Source organism: Oceanobacillus saliphilus, from assembly GCF_023522835.1.
In the GTDB taxonomy this organism is placed as follows: Bacteria; Bacillota; Bacilli; order Bacillales; family Amphibacillaceae; genus Oceanobacillus; species Oceanobacillus saliphilus.
The window spans coordinates 203,852-228,754 of record NZ_JALCZU010000008.1 but is presented as its reverse complement, the minus strand read 5'-3'; the positions used below and the strand labels follow the sequence as shown (position 1 = coordinate 228,754).

Here is a 24,903-nt window from a genome sequence, read left to right as displayed (position 1 = left end):
AGGCCCAATCCGTTTACTATTCTCACTTTTTCTTACTAGTTTCACAGCAGCTTTATTTATAATAATCGGTAACAATAAAGCGAAGATAACCGTCGAAACGATATTAATAGCAATATGGATTGGCTGAGGGGATGGATTAATGAAAAATATTGTGAAGATAAACAGCAGAATCGCTAAAATTTTTAAGATAGTAATTCGTTTTCTTGACTTATCTAGCGTTTTTAGAGAATCCCGTTGAAGTGCAACCAGATTTTCAAATTTCAGTTCACCCTTTAAATTCATCTTCCTATAATCACTCCTTTACTTTAAAAATTCATCTCTGTCCTTATTGTAAATTCAACAAAAAGAGGGGCTTAACCTCCATAGGGAAAGCACCCGTTAGATATAATAGCTTATATCTTTTAAGAACGCATAAAGTTCAAGTAAGTAATACAATATAAACGGAACTGTCAAAATTATTAACGCTAAAATAGATAAATAAACAACTTTCAAATGACTTTTCTATTTAATGGGTAAAAATAATAAAAAGGAAATCATGAAAATGAAACACCACCACTAACATCTACTATTTGTGTTCGCAAAGAAGCTAATGTTCTTGTTGAATAATCGCACCATTTAGTTTAATATTTTTTATTCATTCAATCTCAAAAATTCAGCAATAATATCGGAGCTACCTGGTGTAAATAAAAAGATTGATAAACCAATAACGCCTAATATACCCCTTTTTTTTGACAATGAATGATGTTTAAACGCTTGTAATCCTGCTCCTAAAATAAAAAAAATCCCTACAAAAAGAATTATGAAATAATAAAACCCCACTACATCACCTCATTTTTTAATTTGTAAAACTAATCTGCTCTGTTAGCTCAATATCTCTATATCAATAATAACATAAAATTCCGAAAATAATCTTCACAAAAAAGACAAAGGCAATCAATTTCAATGACCACCTTGTTTAACTCTTGCACCAGTTAGTTCAATAAAAAAAGGGATAATTAATAACTAGATAATAATAAACTAAGGAGCACTAAAAAGCACTTACTGACTGAGCGTATAAGGCAATAGGAAGTCCTTAAAATATTGTAAAGGACTTGCTTCATCATCTTTCATACTACCTGTCAAAACCACTACCAATTGATAGTCAGGTGCGACAATGATATATTGTCCCTCATATCCAGACGCAAAAAATATCTTACCTATTTGATTGTCGAAATCCATATTCCACCAGTGATATGCGTATGTATAATTTTCATCAATTTTAACCTTGGAGCTTGTAGATTCCTCAATCCAATAAAGGGGTACAATTTGTTTGGATTTCCATACTCCATTTTTAAAATATAGTGTACCGATTTTTAACATATCAACTGTTTTCATCGTTAATCCGAATCCACCAATGGCTATACCTTGAGCATCATGGTTCCACTTATAGTTTGTTATTCCAAGAGGAGTAAATAGATGCTTTTTGGCGAAGATTTCGGTATTTAATCCTGTTGTTTTTTGTAAAATTGCACTTAATAAATGTGAAGAACCACAACTGTAGACCATTTCTTCTCCAGGGAGGTTTTCGATTTCCTGTTTAAGTACAAAATTTACCCAATTTTTGCTGGGTATCATACTACTATTACCCGGCCAGTGTAGCCCTGAAGTCATTGTCAACAGGTGTTTGATTGTGATTTTCTGATTCTCTATATCTTTATTTAATCTTGGAAAGTAATTAATTATTGGTGTGTTAACATGTTCGATATACCCTTTGTCTATCGCAATCCCGATCAATGCGGATAAAATGCTTTTTGTCACAGAATATATTTTATGTTGTTTTTCTTTCATTTTATTGTTTCGATAATATTCAAATATCACAGTATTATTCCTCTGGACAAGTGCACTATCAACTTTGTCTTTTTTTAGTTTATTTTCAAAATCGTTTAATGAATTCATTCTCCTGGTTATCCCCCTATATGTTAATCCAATATCTTCTTTCTTCTTTTTTAAATTCAAAACCAATCGACTTATAAAGTTTTAATGCAGATTCATTTTTAGTTTCAACGAGAAGCTGTATGTATTCAAGATTGCAGTTGTTTTTCAGATGACGAATCCCTTCTGTTATTAAATGCTTGGCGAGACGACGGTTTCTCCAATTAGGCTTAACAAAAACATTTTCTATTGTGCCTATATTCTCATCTGTTTCCTTCCAAGCCATAACACTGCCAATGATTTCATCGTTGTAAAAAGCAGTAATGGAAGTCCAGTATCGATTACTCTTATATACACGAAGTTTCCCTAAACCCGTAGGATTTTCTGGCCAAATTTCATTTTCCGTCTGTAAATATTTTATTTCTTCTTCGTAGGTGTCCATATTCCAATGTTTTATATTGACAGGACTTAGCGTTAAGTTTGATTTAGGAACAGATTTACCTATTGCAAAATTCATCCAAAAAAGACTTTCAAAATGTTTAAATCCTTTTGATTCAAGGTAGGAATTATCTTTTGTTTCGGCTGCATAGTTACCTGCACATAATTTTATAGGAAACTGCGGTGGTAGTTGCTTCTTGAGTAATATAGCCCTTTGTAGTAAACGCTCATAAAGAAGATTCCTAATTTCGTTATGATTTTCCCACTCCGGATCAACTTTTATATTGAAAAAGATTAAATGGTCGGTATCAGCTTGATAATCCTCAGCAATCGAATTAATCACTTGCACTTGTCCTTTTGCAATCAATGATCTTTTGTTAAAAACGCAGTATACATTATCCCATGTATTTTTTGGACCCGGCCACCAATAGATCACATCTTCTCGGTGTTTGATCAATTTCTTATATAATTGTACTACTGAGCCCCAGTCTCGTTCATGATAGCTTCTAACGTAAAAACTGCCCTCTACAATCATCGTATAATACCCCCTTTTTTTTAGTTTAAAGTACATTAGTTAATAATATTTCTTATTGAACGCTACTGCCTCTACAGTATAAATTCAACAAAAAAGAGTGCTTCTCCTTCTTTAAGGATTGCACCAGTTAGTACAGTAAGAGTAAATGACTATAGATTCATTCTGCTTCTTCAATTTTAACGAAACGTTTAATTATAATATCGAAAAATAACAGGTATCAGATACTCCCATCCCTTATAAAGTTGCTCTTTTGAAAGTATCTTCCAAGGATTAAACATCGTTTGGCCATGCGTATTAAAATATAATTCCTCCCCAATATGATAAGCTGCATGTTGAACTATTCCATTTTCATCTTTCCAAATCACAATGTCCCCTTGAGATGTTCTGTCGATAGAAAAAATAAATCCTTATCAGGTACGTAATTGTCCATCCATGACATTAAGACTTTTTCTGTCGGTTTAATTATCATAATTTATTCTTCCAACTTGTGTTTCTGCTCATTAACGCAGTACCTATAAACAAATAGTAACATAATATTTACATATTAATTTTAAGATTCCGAAATTATTAGTTTAGAAAGGTCTATCAAGTGAAATTATAGTTCTTCAACTCCTGCACTCGCTTATTTAAGTGTGTTTCTTCACTAGTTACATAATCTAACAGGTTGTTACATCATATTTTTCCAATACTTTTAGTATCATATATACCCCTATGTAAACTTCCACATTCTATTAACTTCCACCAGTTCTTCTCCATTAAATTCCATTCTGTATACATCTGGTTTTGATGTTTGGAGTAAAAATTCCAAATCATAGTTACTATCAAAATAACCCATCATTAAAGTCATTACAGCTCCGTGAGTACCTACAACTACTTTCTGTCCTTGATAAGTATTTAATATTTCTTTTAAGGTTTTTGTAGCTCTTGCCTGGCAGTCTGCATTAGACTCTCCTCCAGGTAAAGTAAAGTTTGGTTCAAAAAACGACTTGCTTAACAACGGGAATAATTCTTTATCAGAAATTCGCTTATTTTCCCTTGTAAAGATTCTCTCTTTAAGGTCTTCGAATACCAAAACGTTTTGCCCTAATCGATCTGCTAGTTCCTGAACAGTTAGGATTGAACGCTTGTATGGACTGGATGTAACAACGTTAATACCTTCCTCTTTTAAGACATTAGTTATTCGTTGAGCATCTATTTTCCCTTTAATAGTTAACCCTCTTGATCTTTCATTTCCGACTTTTGGTGAATCACCATGTCTCACCATATATATATAAGTTTTCATATATAATTGCCCCCAGTATTTATCTTTCTACAGTGACGTTTATTCCGCAATTGTGCCCGTTTGCTTTAAAAAATTAAAAATTACCAATCTAATTTCAGCAGTTCTGCAATTAAATCAGAACTACCAGGCATCAATAAAACTATCGACACCACAACGAATAAGATTCCAATTACAAATAATAAAATTACTACCTTAACCGCTGAAGAGACACCTTTTTTCATGATTCCTATAATTATCAAAATGACACCTATTAAAAGCAATAGTAAATACCAAAAACCCATGACATCACCCCTTCTGTAAATCACCTGTTCTTCAACAATCTTGGCCCGATTGTTGAACACAAGTTGAAGAACACTCTTCCACAATCCTGCCCCGATATTAAAGTAGTCTAAATAAGTTAGTCAATATCTTTGTCGCTTCTGTACTCTAAGATGTCACCAGGCTGGCATTCCAACACCTCACAAATAGCCTCTAAGGTTGAAAATCTGATAGCCTTTGCCTTTCCATTTTTTAATATAGAAATATTAGCCATCGTTATCCCAACCCTATTTGAGAGCTCAGTTACACTCATTTTCCTTTTTGCTAACATCACATCAATATTGATTATAATTGCCATTGTTTTCACCTCAAACTGTTAAATCATTCTCTGACTTTATATCTAGTGCATTTCTTAATAATTTTTGAAGAACTCCAGCAAATACTGCTATAACAACCGAGGCAAAAAATATTATAAAGCCGATAATTGCTATTCCTGGATGCAAAGCACTTTGTGACATAAGTAAGATGGACCCTATTACATACAAGATATTTATAGTAATTGCACAATACTTAATTAGGTTTAAAGAGTTTACAGATGACTCCGAAAAGGCATCTTCATTATCAATTAATTTCAGAAGTCTTATAGCCTGATACAGAGCAACAAAAAATGGGATAGTAGTTAAATACAAACCTAATAAAACAGGATACTGTAAAAAAGCAAACTCTGGAAACATTTCTGCCGTATCATTTGCCAACCACGGTAGGAAAAAAATACACAAAGAAAGTACGATAACTCCAATAAGAAAAACAGCTATCTTTAAGAAAATTGTTGAACTTCGTTTCATTAAAAAGCACCTCACTTATTAACTGATAATTACACCTTAATACATTATTTATTGAATAGCAATAAATATTTATCATATCTTGTTATTTCTTTATTTTTATATTTAATACCTTCAATTTCTAGCAAAATTAAAAGCATACCTTCTTCACAAAGGAATGCCTTTATACTTCGAGTTACTCATAATTAATAATCCTTCTTCAACTAAACTGCCATATAGTTTAAGTACATTCCTTCACAATACCTATATTATTTTCCATTTTACTATATATTCAAAATAATTATAACCCATTTATAGCATATTCAACTTAATTCTAAAGGCAAGAAATTAAGATCTTACAGAGAAGGGAAAGGATTAGGGAGGATAATAACACCTATAATTATAAGATTATTTTTCCGTATGTAGTGTACTTTAGGTATAAATCACCTTAGTTAGTCACTGGTTAAAACCTATGTGGTCGGTTGTTCCACATAAGCTCCCCCATATAAGATGAAAAAATTGTCCACTATTTAATAGAGATAACCAACTACAAAATGTACTTCATAACCAACCAGAATAAAAAACGAAGGCCTATTGAAGGGTAACGGGTTCTGTTTTGAGGTGCAAATTGTAAATTAAATGCACTTTTAGAGTCTGATTTGGATAGCAAATCAGACTCTTTATTTTTGTAGTTATATCAATGTTTATGTTATAAAGCTCTTATTTTTAGATATTACTTTAGACAGTGAATTATCCTATGTACAGAAGTTTCTGTACATAGGATAATTCCTTTGATAAAACAACTTCTTCTCTTACAATGCCACAAAATATACAATACTTCATTTTTTAAAACCTCCATTCTTCATTAAGAACTTTTTTGCCTTCAAACAAAGCATCCGTTACTTTAAGTGCATATTTTTATAAGAAAGAAATTGTTGCTTAATTATATACTCATTGTCTTATAAAAAAATGTTGCACCTATTTAAAGGTGCATCTCTTATTTTTATGTTTTTTCAATAACAAAATGTTTTTAAATTAATCCATCTAACTTAACTTAACGAATGCGACTAAAGAACCCTCACGCAAGATTGGAAACCATTCTTTTCATAAGGCTGTTTTCCAAAAGATTGTTGTTTTTAGTTATAATTTAAAAAATGTAAAAAGTATTTGACATTTCCGAAGCTAATGCTACAATGATAAATGTCAAATACTTTTTACATTTTTATTGAGGAGGGAACAAAAAATGGATTGGGTAAAAATTGTGTATTCAGTCATATTGTTAGTTTGCGGAATTTTGATTCTTGTTGCGGCAAGTTCTCGAAAGGGTGATGAAAGAAGGGAGTTTATCAAAGCGAAAGCTCAATCATATTCATTTATCGTAGTTATAGGTGTGCTAATTTTAGAAGTTGCACAATCAATTTATCTAACTTTTCAAGAGAATGCTTCATATAATGGTTATAAAATTTCGCCAATAATGTTTCTGACGCTGATTTTAATTATATACCTGGTAACATTACTAATTTACAGAAAAAAATATGGTGATTAAATGAAAAATCACATTAAGAAATTAAGAAAATCAGCTAAATTATCGCAGGAAGAACTGGCTAAGCACTGTAAGGTATCCAGGCAAACAATAAATGCAATTGAAAATGATAAATACGACCCTACTTTACAATTAGCGTTTGACATAGCCTCTGTATTGGATACCAAAGTAGATGAGCTTTTCATCAGTAGTGCTATTAGAAAGTGATAAATTGACCTCATATCGAGGTCTTTTTTATGCACTCCTCAACACTTGAACAATTCTTCTGTGTACTATCCTGCCATTTACATAAATGAATAGCATTACCATTGTTGCGGTAATGCACCCGTTAGCAAAACAATAATAAGGCTCTAATTACCAAAGTCTAATAATAATTCTCAACTTTTCTTGGAGTTGTTGTGGATATTTGGAACAGCTTCCATTATTGAGTTGTACTTGTTTTTATGGAACATTCATAAACAATGTCTCCAAAAGCCCGAATGTTATTGAGATAATCAAATCCTTCAGATGAACCATAACGGTTTAACATTCTTACTGCTACTAGGTTTTCCTTTGGAATGACGAGCAGGGCTACATTTGTGTAGCCGAGTAATTGATAAGAACCTTTTGGTACTTTATCGCCTATTTGGTTAAAGGAATGGTTCGTATCTTTAACAAACCATAAAAATCCATTCTTATGTATAGGGAGTCTCGGGTTAGGAGTCTGAATGGATGTTGCCATTTGAATGATTTCTTTAGGGATTAGTTGTTTCCCTCCCCATTCCCCTTCTTTTAAATGAAGGTAGCCCCACAAGGCAAGCTCTTTTGCAGACACATACATATTCATTCCAGAACCATCTATTACATCTGTCTCCGTCCAGGTGAGGTTATCTGCATCTCGAATAGTGCCAGCAATTTTTGAATGAGGCTGACTCATCTTAATCCATTCTGTCGATTGAAAATCGACAGGCTTAAATACCTGCTCTTTAACAATATCAGCAACGGACTGTCCCGTTGTTTTTCTGATAATTGTTGTCAACAAGTCAATACTGGGACCTCTATATGCCCACGATTCACCTGGTTTATATTCACTTTTTAGTTTACCATCAACTATTCTAAGTCCATGTGTGTGTGTTAATAAGTGACGAATGGTCACACCTTCATATGCGGAAAGATGGGAATTTTTAACAAACTGTCGAATCGGATCATCAATAGAAAAATAGCCATTGTAAATAGCGTAAGCAGCAGCAAAACCAATATAAGCCTTTCTTACAGATGCAATGTGGAATTGAGTGTCTACTTGAACATCTCGAGCATGTTTACCATGCGACTGTTTACCCAAATAAGACTCTGTTACGATCTTTTCGTTATGAATAATAAATAGAGCACCACCACTTGAACCCAACTTTTCAGCACTTTCTTTTACATGAGTATGTACATCTTCAAACAAGTTTGTGTTATCATTTTTTAATAGCAATTTATTCACTCTCCCTTTGAATATTAAAAAATACCCCCAATATGATTGGAGGCACTCTGCAACATTACTGTTTTAACCATTAAGGAAACCAACAAAAATTATCTCACTTATGTCATCTGGATAAGTATTGTGAGAGTAGCATAGCCCGATAATTTTAGCAATACTCTGTTATATACCAAACATTGTATACACTTTAGTTTCCATTTCTTTAACTTTCCTGCCCGTTAGCTCAATAAGGAACAAGGCTTTGCCCTCTTCTTGAAGTAAAGCACCAAATTGTTGAATAAGAAAAATAATATTATTAATTTTTATTCGTTAATATTAAGCATCTTATAATAAGCAAAAAGAGTGATAGGAATGCCTATACCAAAAAGGATACTTCCAGCAGCTAAGAAGTTATTTATATTACCTTCGATTATTATTAGGTATGTTGCAGTGTCCGTGCCACCTTGTTTGACTAACCAATTTTCAGCAAGTGATGTTCCGAAATTAACACTGAAGAATAGTAATATAGCACCAATTGCGGTTAATAAGGAGCCTAAAACAACAAAACCTTTTAATTTATCTCTTGTCATCACACTTCCCCCAATTCCCTCTTTTACTTTATGCACTGCTGTTATTTCTATAGATTCAACATAAAAGGGTGCTGATCATTCTTTTTGAATCGCACCCATTAGTTTAATAAGTTAATTTTCAAGTTCATTCAGATCAAATCTTGCTATTTCTTCATTTTCGACTGTAATAACTAAAAATGCATTAAATGCATTATCTCTAAGCTCTTCTAATTTTTCTTTTGAAGGCACAAGGATTGGTACGTCGGGATTTTTTTCACTTACACCTAAAAGATAATGAAGAGTATACTTTGCATTTTGGTCAGGTTCAAGAACTAATGAAGAAGTTTGGCCGAAGCCTAATCCACTTTCATTGTAATCTTCAGGGTTATAAATATTAAAGCCTATTACATCTTCTGACACGGATTTTAATATTTCTTTGGGTTCAATCTCAAGTACGATTCCTTTATCAACTTCTCCAATACCTAATGTTTTATTACCAGTATTTTTAATCGTGAACTCATAAAACAAAGCTGTAGGTATTAGCTCCTCTCCCTCTCGTCCTCCTTCCGTTATCCCAATTGACCCAAGTAAATTTTTATCTTTAACAATATCAACAGTCGCATCTAACAGTTCCAGAGATGAATTTGATGAACAAGCTGATAAAATGAATAAAACAAAAATTAGGCTGATAAAATGTTTCCATAACCTCAAGAAATCACCTCCCTAATCTTCAATACGGATTAATTATCGCATAAGTTTCAATATTATGGTTATTTATAGCGTAATTAACAAAAAGGGTGCTTCTCCTTCTTTTCGGATTGCACCAGTTAGTTGAATAAGAAGCGTTTTAATTACTTCCATTCATCAACCAAAAGTCCGTAAAAAACGTGATCAACATAATGGTCATATAGCCACTCTGCTTGTCTAATTACACCTTCTTTTGTGAAGCCAAATCGTTCAGGAAGAGCTCTACTTTTATGATTTTCAACTGCAACAGTTACTTCAATCCTATTTAATTTAAGTTCTTTAAAACCATAATCAATTACATTTTTAAATGCTTTGGACATTATGCCTTTACCTTGAAATTTTTCACCCAACCAATAACCTATAACTCCAATTCTGTTAGTCTTATCTATATCATTAAATCCAATTGTACCAGCGATTTCTCCACTATATATAATTGCAAATGACTTTGGATAACCTCCATTTTGTACTAATTCATTAAGTCTAGTTTTAATATTTTTAGCAGAATCTTCAACAGTCTTTATATTATCAAGCCAACCAAGCCATTCTTTCAAATATGATTTCGAACTAATAGTTAAATTAAAAAATTCCTCAGCATCATCTTCATTAAACAATCTTAAAGAAACTTCTTCATCAATTTTATGTGTAAGCAAACCTTACTCCCCCTCGTTGTTATCCTTTAATTTATACTTTTCCATCTTACACTAACCTGCTTCGTTTAAGTAGATTGCTTCACAATCTCAATCTCCTTCATTAATTAATTTAAGAAAGGCAATGCCTTTTTTAAGCATCGCCCCAGGTAATTAAAGAAATTTTACTGTTGATATGGAGTTTTAAGTACCTTTTGCATAAATAGTTCGGGATTAACATTCTGTTCAAAGCCATATTGGCTATATAATAAATGTGCATCATTAGTAGCTAACATAAATCTCCGAACTCCCTTTAGATCGGAATGGCTTGTAATAATATCCATTAACCATTTTGATAGCCCTAATTTCCGATAATCTGGTAATATAAACACATCACAAAGATAAGCGAAAGTCGCTAAATCAGTAATTATCCTTGCAAAACCAACTTGTTCAAAAACATCTTTACCTACTTCACCTTTATAAATTCCAAAACATAACTGAGAATTTTCAATTGCCTTTTTTACTGTTTGCTTGAGTATCCCCTTTGACCAATATGCTTCTTTACTTAAGAAGTTATGTATTAATGATAACTCTAAATAATCTTTATTCGTAGAAATTGAAAATCCATTATTAATCCACATATCTAATTTACCCTCCAATTTTAAAACTGTAATTAAATTACTGTTCTAAATTATGTTAAACTAAACTGCCCCTATACTTCGATAAAAAGGGTACGATCTCCTTCTTGAAGAAACGCACCCGATAGTTTAATAAATCATTATTCTATCTCTCCTCATAAAGTAACTTTCCAGTCGTAGAGTAAGCAGTAATTTTGTTTATAGTTTCATTGCCATCATCCTGCTTAGAAATAAGATACCAAAATTTTCTATCCTTATTTTTTACAATACTTGCTTCCTCCGTAAAATCGTCATATTCGACAATAATACGTTCAATTTTGGGATCAAATACTTCGCCAAAGAATACCGATGAATAAAAATTTTCTTTTTCTAAAGAAATTTCCCCTTTGTGCCAAGTTGATTGGCTAAAGGTAAATGATGTTGTTTCCATATTGGCAGTATACTCAAAACTATAATTCCCTTGAGAAACCAATTCATTTTCTGTATTGGAAAAGTTAAGAATGCCATAACCATTAGGTGATTGATACAGAGAGAATCCATTATCATCTATTTCATTAGTATAAAATATATCTTCTGATGAGATATTACTTTCTAATGCTACTTGTTGTATAACGTTAGTTTCTGATATTTCTTCATCATTTACGTCACTACAACCAGACACAAATACAATAATTACGAAGAAAATCGATAATAGTAATTTCATCAAAACACCCCCATTACACACTTAATTCAAGGAATAGGTAAATAAAATCCAACGCCATCCATTTTCTCACCCTTTCTTATTCTCTATATATAATTTCTATTTCTGATCCTCAATATCCTTCTTCCACTAACCTGCCATATAGTTTAAGTACATTCCTTCACAATATCTATATTCACTTCTATTTTACTATATATTCCGAATAGTTATAACCCACCTCTAGCATATTTAATCTTGATTCTCCCCTTTACTTTTACCTTGCCTATTAAATCTCAAGGCAATGGAATTCATAGAAGAGAGAAGGGACAGGATTAGGGAGGTTAATAACACTTACAATTATATATTTAATTTTTCAGAGGATAAAACTATATAATTAGAGTGGTTAACGTAAACACGCAAAAGATTACGCTTCGCTGGAGAAATAATCTAGCTTATTTCTCCGTATTTAGTGTATTTGAGGTGTAGATCATCTTAGTTAGTTACCAGGTAAAACCTATGTTGTCGGTTGTTCCACATAAGCTCCCCCATATAAGATGAGAAAATTGTCCACTATTTAATAGAGATAACCAACTACAAAATGTACTTCATAACCAACCAGAATAAAAAACGAAGGCCCGCCTATTGAAGGGAGCCATCACTTTTAATTCTCTGATCCGTCTTTGTAGTGTCTTAGGGTGAATCCTCAATATATTACATATATCTTTTTTCTTCAAACCTTCATCTAAAAGGCTTTTTATTTTTTGCTTTTCTCCCTCAATTAACGCCCGTTTACTGATATTTGGGTCTCCGTATGTCTCTTCTCTATACTGTCTTACCTTCTTCACCCTGTTCCTTCGTTTTTTCTCTGTACCGCTTATAATTGTCTCCAACTTCATTTTTTCTTCCATTTCTGGAGTAATGCAGAGCCATTCTAAAATTGTTTCGTTTTTATAAAAGTACTGTTTACGCTCTACATTTCGGGTATTTTGTTCGATGAGGTGTGATTTTAGTGGGATTTTAAAGTGGTCATTTATTTCAAGCATTAAGTTCTTGGCTTCCATTGGGGTATATCCAGCCGAAAGAGCATGTGATCTGACCATGAAGCATAAGAACTTTCTTCCATCCAAGTCTCCATTAAAGTACTCGACAATCCGAAAGTAATCTCTTAATCTTTTTTTGTTGAGGGTAAAAGTATTAAGAGGAGGGACGACCTTGTCTTTATTCTTTGTCTTTGATTTCCATTCCAAGTACCAATCTGGTAGGGGATCTAGCCATTTCTCTTTTATCTCTTCTATCTCATACTCATAGCCAAACTGCTTAATTTGGATTGTGCTGCCATCTTTGCTATTGATACTGCCTGCAATTCGTCCATGAGACGTGATAGGTTGAGCTTCCGCCCCATAATTGGATAATCTTTTGGCAAACACTTTTGAAATCCTTCTTGCTATATTCTTTAATGCTTCGGAACCTTTTTTCACGTATAGGTCCTTAATTTTGAATAGCAATCTTAGTTGGTGACCATATTCAATAGCTGATGGAAACGGAATTGTGTTCCCAACCTCAGATTCAAGAATTGACTGCCATACTTGCTCAGGTGACTTTCCCTTATGCTTTGGACTTTTTCTGTAATCTACATCTACCTGTATCAACGGGATGGAGAATACATTCTCATCGGTTGAACTTTTCATTGTTTTGTAAGTGGACAGGGAATACATAAGTTCTACATTACGACTAAAAGTGTAGGAGTGTAAAATTGCGGAGAGTTTTGTCTTATCTTTGAGGGTATCTATTGGGTAGAAGTAGGTTTCCTTAGTCTCCTTGTTCAAAAAATGAACAAAAACATTGGCATCAGTATCAAAAGCAAAAGAAAAGAAATTAGCCATTTGAGAAATGTTAATACTCTGACTATCAGTTATCCTAACAGTGGTTTTTGGGGTTATTGTAGATTCAGTCGCTTTAGTGGATTTCTTCTTTTTCTTATTTCTATTCTTCTCTGTTAATTGTAATCGCTTATAAACATAATGTCGATGTATGAAAAAACCATACCTCTTTAGCAGCCTGTCAACATCTTCAGTTGAAAGGCCAATCATTATCTCCAATAAGTCGTCTACACTCCTTGGTTTGTAAACACAATATACTTTCTTCGTCTTTTGATCATATGTAGGAATCATGTTAGGATATTTAATCAATTTTTCCTTATGGTTTTTATGATATTCCGCAATGGCTCGTTCAGATTCTGAATCTTGATTTTGAAATAATTGTTCTGCTAAACTCACAATAAAAAAACCTCCTTTTTATAGAAAATCATAGATGACTTCTAATGATTTATTTGTTTTGTCTTTATTCTACTTGCCCATGGCTATGGTTTTACCTCTATACACGTCTTAGGAGGTTCTAGTAATTCCTTGGATAAATTCTATTTAACTTGAAGATGGTATTATGGGGCTATTATGAAGCTGGTTAAATTAGCGGAAACATATTGGCTTAAATGCGGGAGATAAGCAATCCAAACTTTAGAATAATAATCCGCTTTATCTTTCAGATTGTAGGGGTCTGGAATAAAAAAACACGATTAGATTCAGATTTTAACTTCTCTTAAAAAGTGAAATTGGTTCAATGTTAATTTTGTCATAAAAAACCGAAGGCCTACCGAAAAAACACTAGTAAAACCCTCGGTTTAATTTTAATTTTATTTAAGGCAGAGACTTTCTGTTCATTACTTCTTTCTATTCTTATAGTCTGATAAAGAAACAACATTACTTGGAAGTGCTACATTACTATAATCTGTATCTTCCTTCTCCTCCACCTTTTTAAGATATTCACAAGGAATATATAAATCAAATCCAATAATAGCTTGTCCTTTGTCATCAACAATAAAAGTGCCGCCTGATTCTTCAACTTTCTTAATTGGATAAAGCTCATTTATAGAAAAATTCTCACCATGCTCTTCTGCTAACGCTAGGTCTAATTCAGAAAATACTACATGGGTTGCTTCTTGCATGGGACAAACTGTATACCCTCTTGTTTCAGGTACTTTAGTGTGCCAATTTTCGGTAATGAATTCTAAATAATCACTAGATAATTCTAAATCTTCGGGATCGAACTTGGGATTTTCACTTAGATCTATGATAGTCTTCTTTGTCATATGCCTTCATCCTTTACTTGTATTTGATTGTTTGGAAATCACCATTTCGATACAACCCGATTTGGTATTGGATCGGCTAAAAGTGATTGATTGTTTATTGAAATGCCATTAACATTCATGATTCTACTACCAATTAACTTTTTCGAAATCCGATAATATCACTTGTCTGACATTAATTGCGTTTTCTTTCTTACTTTGCATAGATTGCGATTGGAAAGCTACACTTAACTCATGAATTATCTTTAAAAAGTCTGATAATACATTGTCAAGATATAAGTCATAAACATCTTTTACAATTCTATAAACTTGAATTTCTTGCAAATAATCTCCACTGTACATTGTAAAAGAAAACGCATCAATATCATTAAAGTGTTGAACGTTTATCCAAGTTTCAACACTCCACTCTTCTTTTCCATCAGAAGAGTCTTCGTAAACAAACGTATCTACCGATATAATTAGGTTTTGCTCTAACATATCTTTGCTGTAGTATATAAACTCTACATCTGTACCTTCAACATATTTTCGATTTAATCCGTTAATTAAGTTCATATTTACCTCTCCATTCTTCTTATTATCTTTTCTACTATTCATTTAACTTTATATTTTTATTTTATCTGCTGAAAAGATCTAATAGGTTGCCTGGCAAGTCACATTTGCAATATATTTTGTACTTAAACCAAAAAAGACTAATCTACTGATTAGCCCTTATTAAAGATTATGTGCTTGTATTTCCTATCAAAATGGAGAACGCACAGCTCAGAACGCCATATTAAATCGAACCCATTCAGTTCTCATTTCTCTTATTTCCATTTCCACATTATGGATGAAATATTACAAACTCAACTGAATTCTTTTCTCTACTATGTACAACCTTTTTATAAATCACCGAAAACCTCCCCCTCAAACCCGCATTTCACCGTTTCAGTTAAAATAAAGTTTTCCGACCTAACCCCACTTTTTCATAATTTTATGATAAAGTTTTGCCGTTTTCCGCCGCTTTTTCACCTGTTTTTTCACCTTTTTTTCGGTTTTATAATAAAGATTTCTCATTTTGTTGCGTGATAGAAAGATAGTAGAACACAGGAAAGAGAGAAAAGAAAATACGAAATAATATTGAGGAAAACCTGAATGGTTTGTTGATACAAAACACGGGTGGGATATTGGACAAACCCAGTATTGATAATGGTTATGGCGATAATAAATTCATAAATGAACTATTGAAAAGATATTGAAATGTATTGATTTAGACATGAAAAATCCCGGGTTTCTATTGAAAAAAACCCGAGAAAATATTGGATCCAATCCCGAAATCGGAAATGTTTATTATTACGAAATCCGGGGTGTAATCGGAAATGTTTATTATGTTTACGGGATGTTTAAATTAGTTAGACACCCGTTTCTCCAACCACGCTACCGCCTCCACATGCGGTGTCTGAGGAAACATATCAACTGGTTGGACTTCTTTTGTCTCATAACCGCCATCTTCGAGAATTCGGAGATCACGTGCCAATGTTGATGGATTGCAGGATACATATACAATTCGTTTCGGCTCCATATCAAGCATTGCCTGCAGGAAGTCTACGTCACAGCCTTTGCGTGGTGGATCGACGACAATGACATCTGGATCAAGACCGTTTTTCTTCCATTCCGGCATGACTTTTTCAGCTTCGCCCACAAAGAATTCCGCATTGTCTATACCATTGAGCTTCGCATTGTTGTTGGCGTCATTAATTGCCTCAGGCACTACTTCGATTCCATACACTTTTTTAGCCTTTTGGGCAAGGAACAATGAAATAGTACCAATACCGCAATAGGCGTCAATAACGGTATCATTGCTGTCAATTTTGGCATATTCCAATGCCTTGTCATAAAGTGTCTTTGTCTGCGCAGGGTTTACCTGGAAGAAGGATTTTGCCGAGATAGCAAATGTGATATCACCAATTTTGTCATATATATATTCTTCGCCCCAGAGTACTTTTGTCTTATTTCCTAAAATGACACTTGTACGCTGATCATTAATATTTTGGACAATTGACTTGATTTGCGGGAATTGCTTTGTCAGTTCTTTGATAATCAGTTCTTTACCAGGCAGCTTATTCGATCGCGTAATTAATACAACCATTGCTTCGTTCGTTGCATAGCCTGTCCGAACCATAATATGACGCAATTCACCACTGTGTTTTTCCTCGTTATAGGCTTTGACGCCCATACGATTTGCAATCTCTCTCGTTGCTTTCACGATTTCATTGATTGTTTCATCCTGAATGCTGCATGTGTCCATATTTTCAAGGATTCGGTGACTTCGTTTTTGATAAAACCCAACAATAAGTTCTCCGTTCTTTTCGCCAACAGGAATCTGAACTTTATTGCGGTAATTCAGTGGGTTTTCCATTCCGATTATCGGATGTACGGGGACATGATCGAGATGTGCAACCTTTTTCATCACGTTTCTCACTTGATTTTCTTTCATTTCCAACTGCAGTTTGTAGCTCATATGTTGCAATTGGCAGCCGCCACAGTGGACATGACAGGAAGCTGTAACACGTTCGGGACTTTCCGTTTTGAGCTCGAGCAATTTACCGAAGCCAAAATTTTTATTTACTTTAACTACTTTAATAATCGCTTCTTCACCGGGTAAACCATTAGGTACAAATAATGGATAGCCGTCAATTTTGGCAACGCCATTTCCTTCATGTGTTAAGTCCTCGAAGGTCAATGTTACCGTATCATTTTTCTTAACAGGAGCTGTATGTTTAGCCATTTATATATCTTCCTTTTACGTACAAATTTATGTGTTATCTATCTTACCATATTTTCTCCGGGAAGTTTATGAATTACCCGCATGGTTCTTATTCGACAAATTTCGGGAGTGACAGGAACTGTTCGGTTTTCGACATAATTCGGGAAGTGACAGGCACCAAAAAGTCACCAAAAAAGGAAGACTTCAATATCAGTCTTCCTCTTTTTCGATGAAGTCTTCTGGTACACAAAATTCAATGTGCTGCTGTAGGTTTATGAATTCGCCCGGTAGCATTCCGCCATATTCTCCATCAATATTCAATTGCATGGTTTCATCGGTGTTCACTTTTATGTTCCTTGCCTGTGTATAGATGATGTTCTTACTTTTCAAATGCTCACCTCTTAAAGCAAGGGTTGCGATTTGGATAAATTCGGCGAGGTTTGTTTTGCGCAATATCAGCAAATCAAATAAACCATCATTCATTTTAGCATTAGGGGCAAGTTTTTCAAATCCGCCTACCGAATTTGTGTTGGAAACGAGAAACAGCATGATATCTTCTTCCATTACCTGGCCATCATACTCAATCTTGACTTTGGAAGGTTTCAGGGATGGAAGCATTTCGATTCCCTTTATATAATATGCCAACTGTCCAAGCACTGTTTTTAGTTTACTTGGTACATCATAGGTCAGTTCCGTCAATTTTCCGCCACCGGCTATGTTCATGAAGTAATGTTCGTTTACTTTACCAATGTCAAGCAACATGGATTTTCCAGATAAAATAATATCGACAGCTTTTTTGATATCCCTTGGAATATGCAATGCTCTGGCAAAATCATTTGTTGTACCGGCTGGGATGATTCCAAGTCGAGGTCGTTTTTCATAGCCTGCTAGCCCATTTATAACTTCATTTATCGTGCCATCTCCACCAGCGGCTACCACGAGATCATAACCACGTTCTACGGCAAATTTTGCTGCGTTAATGGCATCGCCTTCGGATGTGGTCGCATGTGCAGATGTTTCATACCCCGCTACTTCAAACCTTTCCAGAACACTTGGCAATGCTCTTTTTATTGCTTCGCGTCCAGATGTTGGATTGTATATGATACGGGCCTTTTCCATTTTATTTCCTCCCCTACATGTTCACAATACAGGGTTTCTTTGATGAAATTTTTTCTTGATCTTCATTCCTATCATAGTTCTTTTCTCAGTGGTTGAAAAGATTTATGAAGCTATACTACGGAGGCTGTCATTTCATGAAATGACAGCCCTGGAAAATACATTTATCTTTTATCCAATTCTTCTGCAAGAATTTTGTTTACCAATGGTGGGTTTGCCTGGCCTTTCGTTGCTTTCATAATTTGCCCAACGAGGAATCCTTTAGCCTTCCCTTTCCCATTTTTAAAATCGATGATGGATTGTTCATTCTCATCAAGGATTTTATTGACAACTTCTTTTAACTGTTCTGGGTCTGAGATTTGTACAAGTCCCTGGTCCTTCACGATTTGTTCTGGATCTCCACCTTTTTCAACCAGTTCTGCAAATACTTTCTTTGCGATTTTGGAAGAAATGGTTCCATCTTCAATCAGTTTAATCATTTTTGCCAATGCTTCTGGTGTAATGGCTAATTCCTGGAGCTCTTTATAATGCTTATTCATATAGGCAGATACTTCACCCATCAACCAGTTGGATACTTGCTTGATATCGGCACCATGGTCCACTGCCTCTTCGAAGAAATCAGACATTTGCTTAGACGCTGTAAGTACATCGGCATCATATTCTGATAATCCTAACTCAGATACGTAACGCTGTCTGCGGGCATCCGGAAGCTCTGGAATTTCACTGCGCACGCGTTCTTTCCATTCCTCATCAATATATAATGGCACAAGATCCGGTTCTGGGAAGTAACGGTAGTCATCAGATCCTTCTTTGACACGCATTAAGATGGTTTCTTTTGTCTTTTCATCGTAGCGACGTGTTTCCTGCAGAATTTCTCCGCCGGAAAGTAATACTTTCTCCTGACGTTTCTCTTCAAATTCAAGACCTTTTTGTACGAAAGAGAAGGAATTCAGGTTTTTCAGTTCTGCTTTTGTTCCGAATTTTTCCTGTCCAATTGGTCTGAGTGAAATATTGGCATCACATCTAAGTGAACCTTCCTGCATCTTCACATCGGATACTCCTGTATATTGAATAATATTTTTCAGTTTTTCCAAATATGCATATGCTTCTTCCGGTGAACGCATATCCGGCTCTGATACGATTTCGATCAACGGTGTTCCTTGACGGTTAAAGTCAACATAGGAGTAGCCATCTTCGCCATGTGTCAGTTTTCCTGCATCTTCTTCCAAATGTAGGCGTGTAATACCGATTTTCTTTTTCTTGCCATTCACTTCGATTTCGATCCAACCATGTTCACCGATGGGCTGATCAAATTGAGAGATTTGATATGCTTTCGGATTATCCGGATAAAAGTAGTTTTTACGGTCAAATTTTGTATTCGTCGCAACTTCACAGTTTAGTGCCATTGCAGCTTTCATAGCAAAGTTTACCGCTTCTTCGTTTAATACCGGGAGTGTACCTGGGTAACCAAGGTCAATCGGGTTTACATTCGTATTTGGGTCAGACCCGAATTCATTGATGCTCGGGCTGAATATTTTTGAATTTGTTTTTAATTCTACGTGTACCTCAAGTCCAATAATCGTTTCAAAATTCATTAGTTGGCACCTCCAAGCTGAGGTCGTTTTTTGTGATGTTCTGTTGCCTGCTCAAATGCATGTGCAGTCCGATATACCGTACTTTCATCAAAGTGCTTTCCGATAATCTGCAATCCGATTGGAAGACCATCTGCAGAGAATCCGCATGGAATGGAGATTCCAGGTACTCCTGCCAGGTTAACAGGGATTGTCAGGATGTCATTGGCATACATGGTTAATGGATCATCTGTTTTCTCGCCTACTTTAAATGCTGGCGTCGGTGTTGTCGGTCCAATAACAACGTCATAATCTTCAAAGATTTTGTCAAAGTCATTTTTAATTAATGTCCGCACTTTTTGCGCTTTTTTATAGTAAGCATCATAATAACCAGAACTTAGGGCGAACGTTCCAAGCATGATTCGACGTTTAACTTCAGGACCAAACCCTTCACTGCGGGAATTCTTGAACATATCAATCATGTTATCTGCATTTTCAGTACGTACACCGTAACGGACACCATCAAAGCGGGCCAGGTTGGCAGATGCTTCAGATGATGAAAGCAGGTAATAGGTCGCTACTGCATATTTGGAATGTGGCAAGGATACTTCTTCCCATGTTGCACCTAATGATTCATAAACCTTTAATGCTTCCAGTATAGATTCCCTTACTTCGGGTGTGACACCTTCAGCCAAGTATTCTTTTGGAACTGCTATTTTCAGGCCACTTACATCATTTGTAAGTGCTTCTGTATAGTTAGGTACGTCCAAATTTGCACTTGTCGAATCCATTTGATCATGCCCAGCGATAACCTCAAGAACACGAGCATTGTCCTCAACAGTACGCGTAATCGGTCCAATCTGATCCAGGGAGGATGCGAATGCGACTAGTCCGAAACGGGATACACGTCCATACGTAGGCTTCATTCCCACCACGCCACAGAAAGCTGCAGGTTGACGAATAGAACCACCAGTATCGGAGCCAAGAGAGAATAATACTTCTCCAGCTGCTACTGCTGCTGCAGATCCACCGCTTGATCCACCAGGAACGTAATCGGTGTTCCAAGGATTTCTTGTTGGGTCATAGCTTGAGTTTTCGTTAGACGATCCCATTGCAAATTCATCCATATTTAATTTACCGACAGCTACCATTTGTTCTTTATTCAATTTCTGAACAACGGTGGCATCATATAACGGGTCTGTGAAGTTATCGAGGAATTGACTCGCACACGTTGTACGTAGTCCCTTCGTCATGATGTTGTCCTTAATTCCACCAGGCATACCAAACAGGCTTGCGGAAGTATCCGTTGCCTCGTCCAGTTCTTTCGCCTTTGCTCTAGCGTTTTCTTCATCCAATGTTAAAAATGCATGAACCTGATCATCTACCTCATTAATCCTTTTGTAGGATTCATCAACCAGATCCTGCACTGTTATTTCCTTATTATGTAACATTTCTTCCAATTCTTTAATCGTATGGTCAAATAATGCCATGTAAGGTTTCCCTCCTTATTCTTAGAAAAACTTGGTTATTACATTTTTGCACGTATCCAGATTAAAGATGGATACTTAGCTATCTGCCATTATGGATGGCACGCGGAATTGACCGCCATGGTGATCAGGAGCATTTTTTAATGCATCTTCCTGTGTGATCCACTCTTTCGCTTCATCTTTACGCATAATATTTTTCAAATCAAGAACATGGGTTGTTGGCTCTATACCATCCGTATCCAGTTCATTCAGCTGCTCTGCATAGTCGATGATTGCACTTAATTCATCTGACAGTTTATCGACTTCTTCATCTGTTACAGCAAGTCTCGCCAAATGTGCCACGTGTTTTACTTGCTCTTTTGAAATGTCTGCCATTGCTCATACCTCCAACTAGAAGTTTTATATATTGTTGTACTTTTTCTCATTACATTATTATAACACTATTGATAATAGCAGAGATAGTCACTTGTAGGCAAATCCTGTCGCACGAAGGTGAATTTTTGCGAATATTGATTGAAGAAAAGTGCAAGGCCTTGATACCCCGACATAAAAAAAGTGCAGCTAATGACACCACATTCTGTAGCAATGCGTAGCTTGTGAAGGTCTTTTGTCTATGCTTTTTTGTCTTGTTTTGATCTTCATGGCGGTGAATGAAGATCTTTTGTGATGCTTTCTTGTTTTGTTTTGATCTTCATGGCAGTGATGAAGGTCTTTTGTGATGCTTTCTTGTCTTGTTTTGATCTTCATGGCAGCTATGAAGGTCTTTTGCGATGCTTTCTTCTCTTGTTTTGATCTTCATGGCAGCGATAAAGGTCTTTTCAGATGCTTTCTTCTCTTGTTTTGATCTTCATAACAGCGATGAAGGTCTTTTCAGGCACTTTCTTCTCTTGTTTTGATCTTCATGGCAGCGATAAAGGTCTTTTCAGATGCTTTCTTCTCTTGTTTTGATCTTCATAACAGCGATGAAGGTCTTTTCAGGCGCTTGCTTCTCTTGTTTTGATCTTCATAACAGTGATGAGCGACTTTTCTTTGAAACATCGATACTTGACTCCTTTATGAGGACCGATGTGGTTGTTTATGTATGAGAATTAATTAAACTACTTAAAAAAACATCCACCTCTATTCAAATAGAAGTGGATGTATGGACTACCTTTCTTTTGTTATGCGGACCGCTTGGTCAAATTCCGCTTCGACTTCTGGTGCAGGTTTGCCCAGAAGACTTACGATTACGATAATAACCATACTAATGAGGAAACCAGGCAGTAATTCATACAAGTCAAAAATTCCGCCTTCCAAGATATCTCCCCAGACTATAACTGTAAGAGCACCTGACAGAATACCTGCAAGCGCACCATTTCTTGTTACGCCTTTCCAGAATAGGGAAAGGATAATCAATGGTCCAAATGCGGCACCAAACCCTGCCCAAGCATAACTTACGAGTTCCAGCACGGAACTTTCCGGATTCATCGCAATAATAACCGCAATTAATGCAATCATGACAGTTGCAATTCGTCCGACCCATACGAGTTCTTTTCCTGAAGCTTTTTTACGGAAGATTGCTTTATAAAAATCTTCCGCTACAGCTGAAGATGAGACGAGTAATTGCGAATCAATCGTACTCATAATCGCTGAAAGGATTGCGGCCAACAGAATTCCTGCGATTACCGGGTGGAATAATAGTTGTGAAAAAGCAATAAAGATTTTCTCCGGATCTGCAAGCATTTGTATTCCATTTTCGGATCCAACCTGTATTCCAAAACCGCCAAGTACGGAAACGTCCTGGGTACTTATAAATGCCAACCCGACAAACCCGGTAAATATGGCACCATATAAGCCCAATACCATCCAAGCAGTACCAATGAAACGCGCTTTAGGCACATCTTTAGCAGAGCGTAATGCCATAAACCTGACCAGGATATGCGGCTGACCGAAATATCCAAGCCCCCATGCTAATGATGAGATAATCGCAATCATACTAACACCTTGAACCATATTAAGATGTGTGGAATCAATTTCTCCAACAGCTTGTACTGCTGCGTTCCATCCACCCATTTCATTTAATGCCACAATGGGAACAACAATCAAGGCCAGGAACATCAATATGCCTTGAATGAAATCTGTCCATGCTACAGCAAGGAAACCTCCCAGCAACGTGTACCCTACTACAACAATAGCTCCAATCCACAATGCCGTATCATAGGAAAGTCCAAATGATGCTTCAAAGAGTTTAGCACCTGCTACCATCCCTGAAGAAGTGTAGAACGTAAAGAACAGGAGAATTACTAAAGCAGATAAAACGCGAAGAATATGGGACTTATCTTTAAAACGATTCTCAAGGAAATCCGGAAGTGTAATGGAATTGGCGGATACCTCTGTATAAACGCGCAATCGCTTTGCAACGAATTGCCAGTTCAAATAGGCACCGATTGCCAGACCGACTGCCATCCAGGCCTCTGACATTCCGGCCGCATAGATAGCACCGGGCAACCCGAGTAAGAGCCATCCACTCATATCTGAAGCACCAGCACTCAATGCAGCTACACCAGGCCCTAAATTTCTTCCTCCCAAAACATAGTCTGATAAATTATTAGTTCGACGATACATGATTAAACCTATTACAAGCATTCCAATTAAATAAATGGTAAAAGTAATTAATGTTGTAAGACTCACTCTCTATTTTCTCCTCTCTGTAAACATTGTAATGATGGATAATAAAAGGACAATCGGCATTGGCACAAATAACCAAAACCATGTAGCACCCCTGATTGCATATTCCATCCTATCTACCTCCCCTGATTCAGTTTTTTTATGATTCCCCGTGAAATGACCTTTATTATGATTTCATAGATTACAAATATTTTCAACCCAAGAAAGTTGATCCAGAGCCATTTTCAAGTTTTTTAACAGGTACAAACCTGGTATATTCAGCTCTATCTTTTTATAAACTACGATATGTCGTTATATAATGAATTGAAGTCGCTTAGAACATAAAATACTGCTGTTTTATCCAAATACCTTCTTTTCCCTTCATCTTTTAATGAGACGAAATTTATTTTAAAAAATTATTATCGAAAGTTTTCCCTCTCTAAAAATTGGAAAAAAAAATACCTGAAACAGGTTCCACTCCGTTTCAGGTCAATCCATCATATAGTAATAGGGTAAAGAAAATAAATTGATTAAAAACTTATTAGAACTGTACTGTTGTGCTATAAGCTTTCAAAATACTTGGCTCGCGATCCATACTTAGTTCTACTGGGTTAGTTTCTTGAACAAATGCAAACCCACCTATCAAAAGAATTCCTAACGATAATCCAGCTAAAAATTTTTTCATAATTTTTCCCTCCCTTTAGGAAATA

Annotated in this window: 26 protein-coding genes; 2 read left to right on the top strand and 24 right to left on the bottom strand. The window is 35.4% G+C overall.

Translation table 11 applies throughout. The features are described 5' to 3' along the window. The 8 genes from MN204_RS14450 to MN204_RS14415 all read right to left on the bottom strand — a co-directional run. A partial coding sequence (locus MN204_RS14450; protein ID WP_249871790.1) for a hypothetical protein occupies window positions 1–282 on the bottom strand: 282 nt, incomplete at its 3' end. A gap of 348 nt (window positions 283–630) precedes the next feature. Continuing rightward, window positions 631–819, bottom strand: a complete 189-nt coding sequence (locus tag MN204_RS14445; RefSeq protein WP_249871789.1) for a hypothetical protein — start codon at window positions 817–819, stop codon at window positions 631–633. 219 nt (window positions 820–1,038) lie between these two features. Continuing rightward, the gene (locus MN204_RS14440) at window positions 1,039–1,935 is read right to left on the bottom strand and encodes a serine hydrolase domain-containing protein (RefSeq protein ID WP_249871788.1); all 897 of its coding nucleotides are present in this window, start codon (window positions 1,933–1,935) and stop codon (window positions 1,039–1,041) included. 16 nt (window positions 1,936–1,951) lie between these two features. After that, the gene (locus tag MN204_RS14435; protein WP_249871787.1) at window positions 1,952–2,884 is read right to left on the bottom strand and encodes a GNAT family N-acetyltransferase; all 933 of its coding nucleotides are present in this window, start codon (window positions 2,882–2,884) and stop codon (window positions 1,952–1,954) included. A 709-nt stretch (window positions 2,885–3,593) separates the two neighbouring features. Continuing rightward, window positions 3,594–4,166 (bottom strand): histidine phosphatase family protein, encoded by a 573-nt coding sequence (locus MN204_RS14430; protein ID WP_249871786.1) that lies wholly within the window; start codon window positions 4,164–4,166, stop codon window positions 3,594–3,596. Between the two features lie 80 nt (window positions 4,167–4,246). Continuing rightward, window positions 4,247–4,531, bottom strand: a complete 285-nt coding sequence (locus MN204_RS14425) for a hypothetical protein (RefSeq protein ID WP_249871785.1) — start codon at window positions 4,529–4,531, stop codon at window positions 4,247–4,249. A 32-nt stretch (window positions 4,532–4,563) separates the two neighbouring features. Continuing rightward, the gene (locus MN204_RS14420; RefSeq protein ID WP_118890171.1) at window positions 4,564–4,782 is read right to left on the bottom strand and encodes a helix-turn-helix domain-containing protein; all 219 of its coding nucleotides are present in this window, start codon (window positions 4,780–4,782) and stop codon (window positions 4,564–4,566) included. A 10-nt stretch (window positions 4,783–4,792) separates the two neighbouring features. Then, the gene (locus MN204_RS14415) at window positions 4,793–5,269 is read right to left on the bottom strand and encodes a DUF2975 domain-containing protein (RefSeq protein WP_249871784.1); all 477 of its coding nucleotides are present in this window, start codon (window positions 5,267–5,269) and stop codon (window positions 4,793–4,795) included. A gap of 1,219 nt (window positions 5,270–6,488) precedes the next feature. Here MN204_RS14415 and MN204_RS14410 point away from each other — a divergent pair. Together MN204_RS14410 and MN204_RS14405 are read left to right on the top strand one after the other, a co-directional pair. Further along, the gene (locus tag MN204_RS14410; protein ID WP_249871783.1) at window positions 6,489–6,791 is read left to right on the top strand and encodes a hypothetical protein; all 303 of its coding nucleotides are present in this window, start codon (window positions 6,489–6,491) and stop codon (window positions 6,789–6,791) included. Further along, window positions 6,792–6,995 (top strand): helix-turn-helix transcriptional regulator, encoded by a 204-nt coding sequence (locus MN204_RS14405; protein ID WP_249871782.1) that lies wholly within the window; start codon window positions 6,792–6,794, stop codon window positions 6,993–6,995. Window positions 6,996–7,209: 214 nt separating this feature from the next. Here the strand turns inward: MN204_RS14405 and MN204_RS14400 are convergent, their stop codons facing one another. The 16 genes from MN204_RS14400 to MN204_RS14325 form a co-directional block, all read right to left on the bottom strand. Next, window positions 7,210–8,244 (bottom strand): serine hydrolase domain-containing protein, encoded by a 1,035-nt coding sequence (locus MN204_RS14400; protein ID WP_306798714.1) that lies wholly within the window; start codon window positions 8,242–8,244, stop codon window positions 7,210–7,212. Window positions 8,245–8,552: 308 nt separating this feature from the next. Then, window positions 8,553–8,819, bottom strand: a complete 267-nt coding sequence (locus tag MN204_RS14395) for a hypothetical protein (protein WP_249871780.1) — start codon at window positions 8,817–8,819, stop codon at window positions 8,553–8,555. 111 nt (window positions 8,820–8,930) lie between these two features. Continuing rightward, window positions 8,931–9,509, bottom strand: a complete 579-nt coding sequence (locus MN204_RS14390; protein WP_249871779.1) for a hypothetical protein — start codon at window positions 9,507–9,509, stop codon at window positions 8,931–8,933. Between the two features lie 140 nt (window positions 9,510–9,649). Further along, on the bottom strand, window positions 9,650–10,195 hold the full coding sequence (locus tag MN204_RS14385; RefSeq protein ID WP_249871778.1) for a GNAT family N-acetyltransferase: 546 nt from the start codon (window positions 10,193–10,195) through the stop codon (window positions 9,650–9,652). A gap of 161 nt (window positions 10,196–10,356) precedes the next feature. Beyond that, entirely contained in the window at window positions 10,357–10,812 is a 456-nt protein-coding gene (locus tag MN204_RS14380) for a GNAT family N-acetyltransferase (RefSeq protein WP_249871777.1), read from the bottom strand. A 142-nt stretch (window positions 10,813–10,954) separates the two neighbouring features. Then, on the bottom strand, window positions 10,955–11,512 hold the full coding sequence (locus MN204_RS14375; protein ID WP_249871776.1) for a hypothetical protein: 558 nt from the start codon (window positions 11,510–11,512) through the stop codon (window positions 10,955–10,957). 581 nt (window positions 11,513–12,093) lie between these two features. Further along, window positions 12,094–13,764 (bottom strand): hypothetical protein, encoded by a 1,671-nt coding sequence (locus MN204_RS14370; protein WP_249871775.1) that lies wholly within the window; start codon window positions 13,762–13,764, stop codon window positions 12,094–12,096. Window positions 13,765–14,204: 440 nt separating this feature from the next. Next, window positions 14,205–14,633, bottom strand: coding sequence for a hypothetical protein (locus MN204_RS14365; protein WP_249871774.1), 429 nt, complete (start codon window positions 14,631–14,633; stop codon window positions 14,205–14,207). A gap of 126 nt (window positions 14,634–14,759) precedes the next feature. Then, window positions 14,760–15,182 carry a hypothetical protein gene (locus MN204_RS14360; protein ID WP_249871773.1) on the bottom strand — a complete coding sequence of 141 codons (423 nt, stop codon included), beginning with the start codon at window positions 15,180–15,182 and terminating at the stop codon, window positions 14,760–14,762. A gap of 832 nt (window positions 15,183–16,014) precedes the next feature. After that, window positions 16,015–17,394: a 23S rRNA (uracil(1939)-C(5))-methyltransferase RlmD gene (rlmD, locus tag MN204_RS14355; RefSeq protein ID WP_249871772.1), complete on the bottom strand. Its 1,380-nt coding sequence runs from the start codon at window positions 17,392–17,394 to the stop codon at window positions 16,015–16,017. A 189-nt stretch (window positions 17,395–17,583) separates the two neighbouring features. Continuing rightward, window positions 17,584–18,492 carry a diacylglycerol kinase gene (locus tag MN204_RS14350; protein ID WP_249871771.1) on the bottom strand — a complete coding sequence of 303 codons (909 nt, stop codon included), beginning with the start codon at window positions 18,490–18,492 and terminating at the stop codon, window positions 17,584–17,586. A 161-nt stretch (window positions 18,493–18,653) separates the two neighbouring features. After that, the gene (gatB, locus tag MN204_RS14345; protein WP_249871770.1) at window positions 18,654–20,084 is read right to left on the bottom strand and encodes an Asp-tRNA(Asn)/Glu-tRNA(Gln) amidotransferase subunit GatB; all 1,431 of its coding nucleotides are present in this window, start codon (window positions 20,082–20,084) and stop codon (window positions 18,654–18,656) included. Further along, window positions 20,084–21,550, bottom strand: a complete 1,467-nt coding sequence (gene gatA / locus MN204_RS14340) for an Asp-tRNA(Asn)/Glu-tRNA(Gln) amidotransferase subunit GatA (protein ID WP_249871769.1) — start codon at window positions 21,548–21,550, stop codon at window positions 20,084–20,086. The genes gatB and gatA overlap by 1 nt, the downstream gene beginning before the upstream one ends. Before the next feature lie 75 nt (window positions 21,551–21,625). Next, entirely contained in the window at window positions 21,626–21,922 is a 297-nt protein-coding gene (gatC, locus tag MN204_RS14335) for an Asp-tRNA(Asn)/Glu-tRNA(Gln) amidotransferase subunit GatC (RefSeq protein WP_249871768.1), read from the bottom strand. Window positions 21,923–22,693: 771 nt separating this feature from the next. Next, window positions 22,694–24,217 (bottom strand): sodium/proline symporter PutP, encoded by a 1,524-nt coding sequence (gene putP, locus MN204_RS14330; RefSeq protein WP_249871767.1) that lies wholly within the window; start codon window positions 24,215–24,217, stop codon window positions 22,694–22,696. A 517-nt stretch (window positions 24,218–24,734) separates the two neighbouring features. Further along, window positions 24,735–24,878 carry a hypothetical protein gene (locus MN204_RS14325; RefSeq protein ID WP_249871766.1) on the bottom strand — a complete coding sequence of 48 codons (144 nt, stop codon included), beginning with the start codon at window positions 24,876–24,878 and terminating at the stop codon, window positions 24,735–24,737. Window positions 24,879–24,903: the final 25 nt, after the last annotated feature.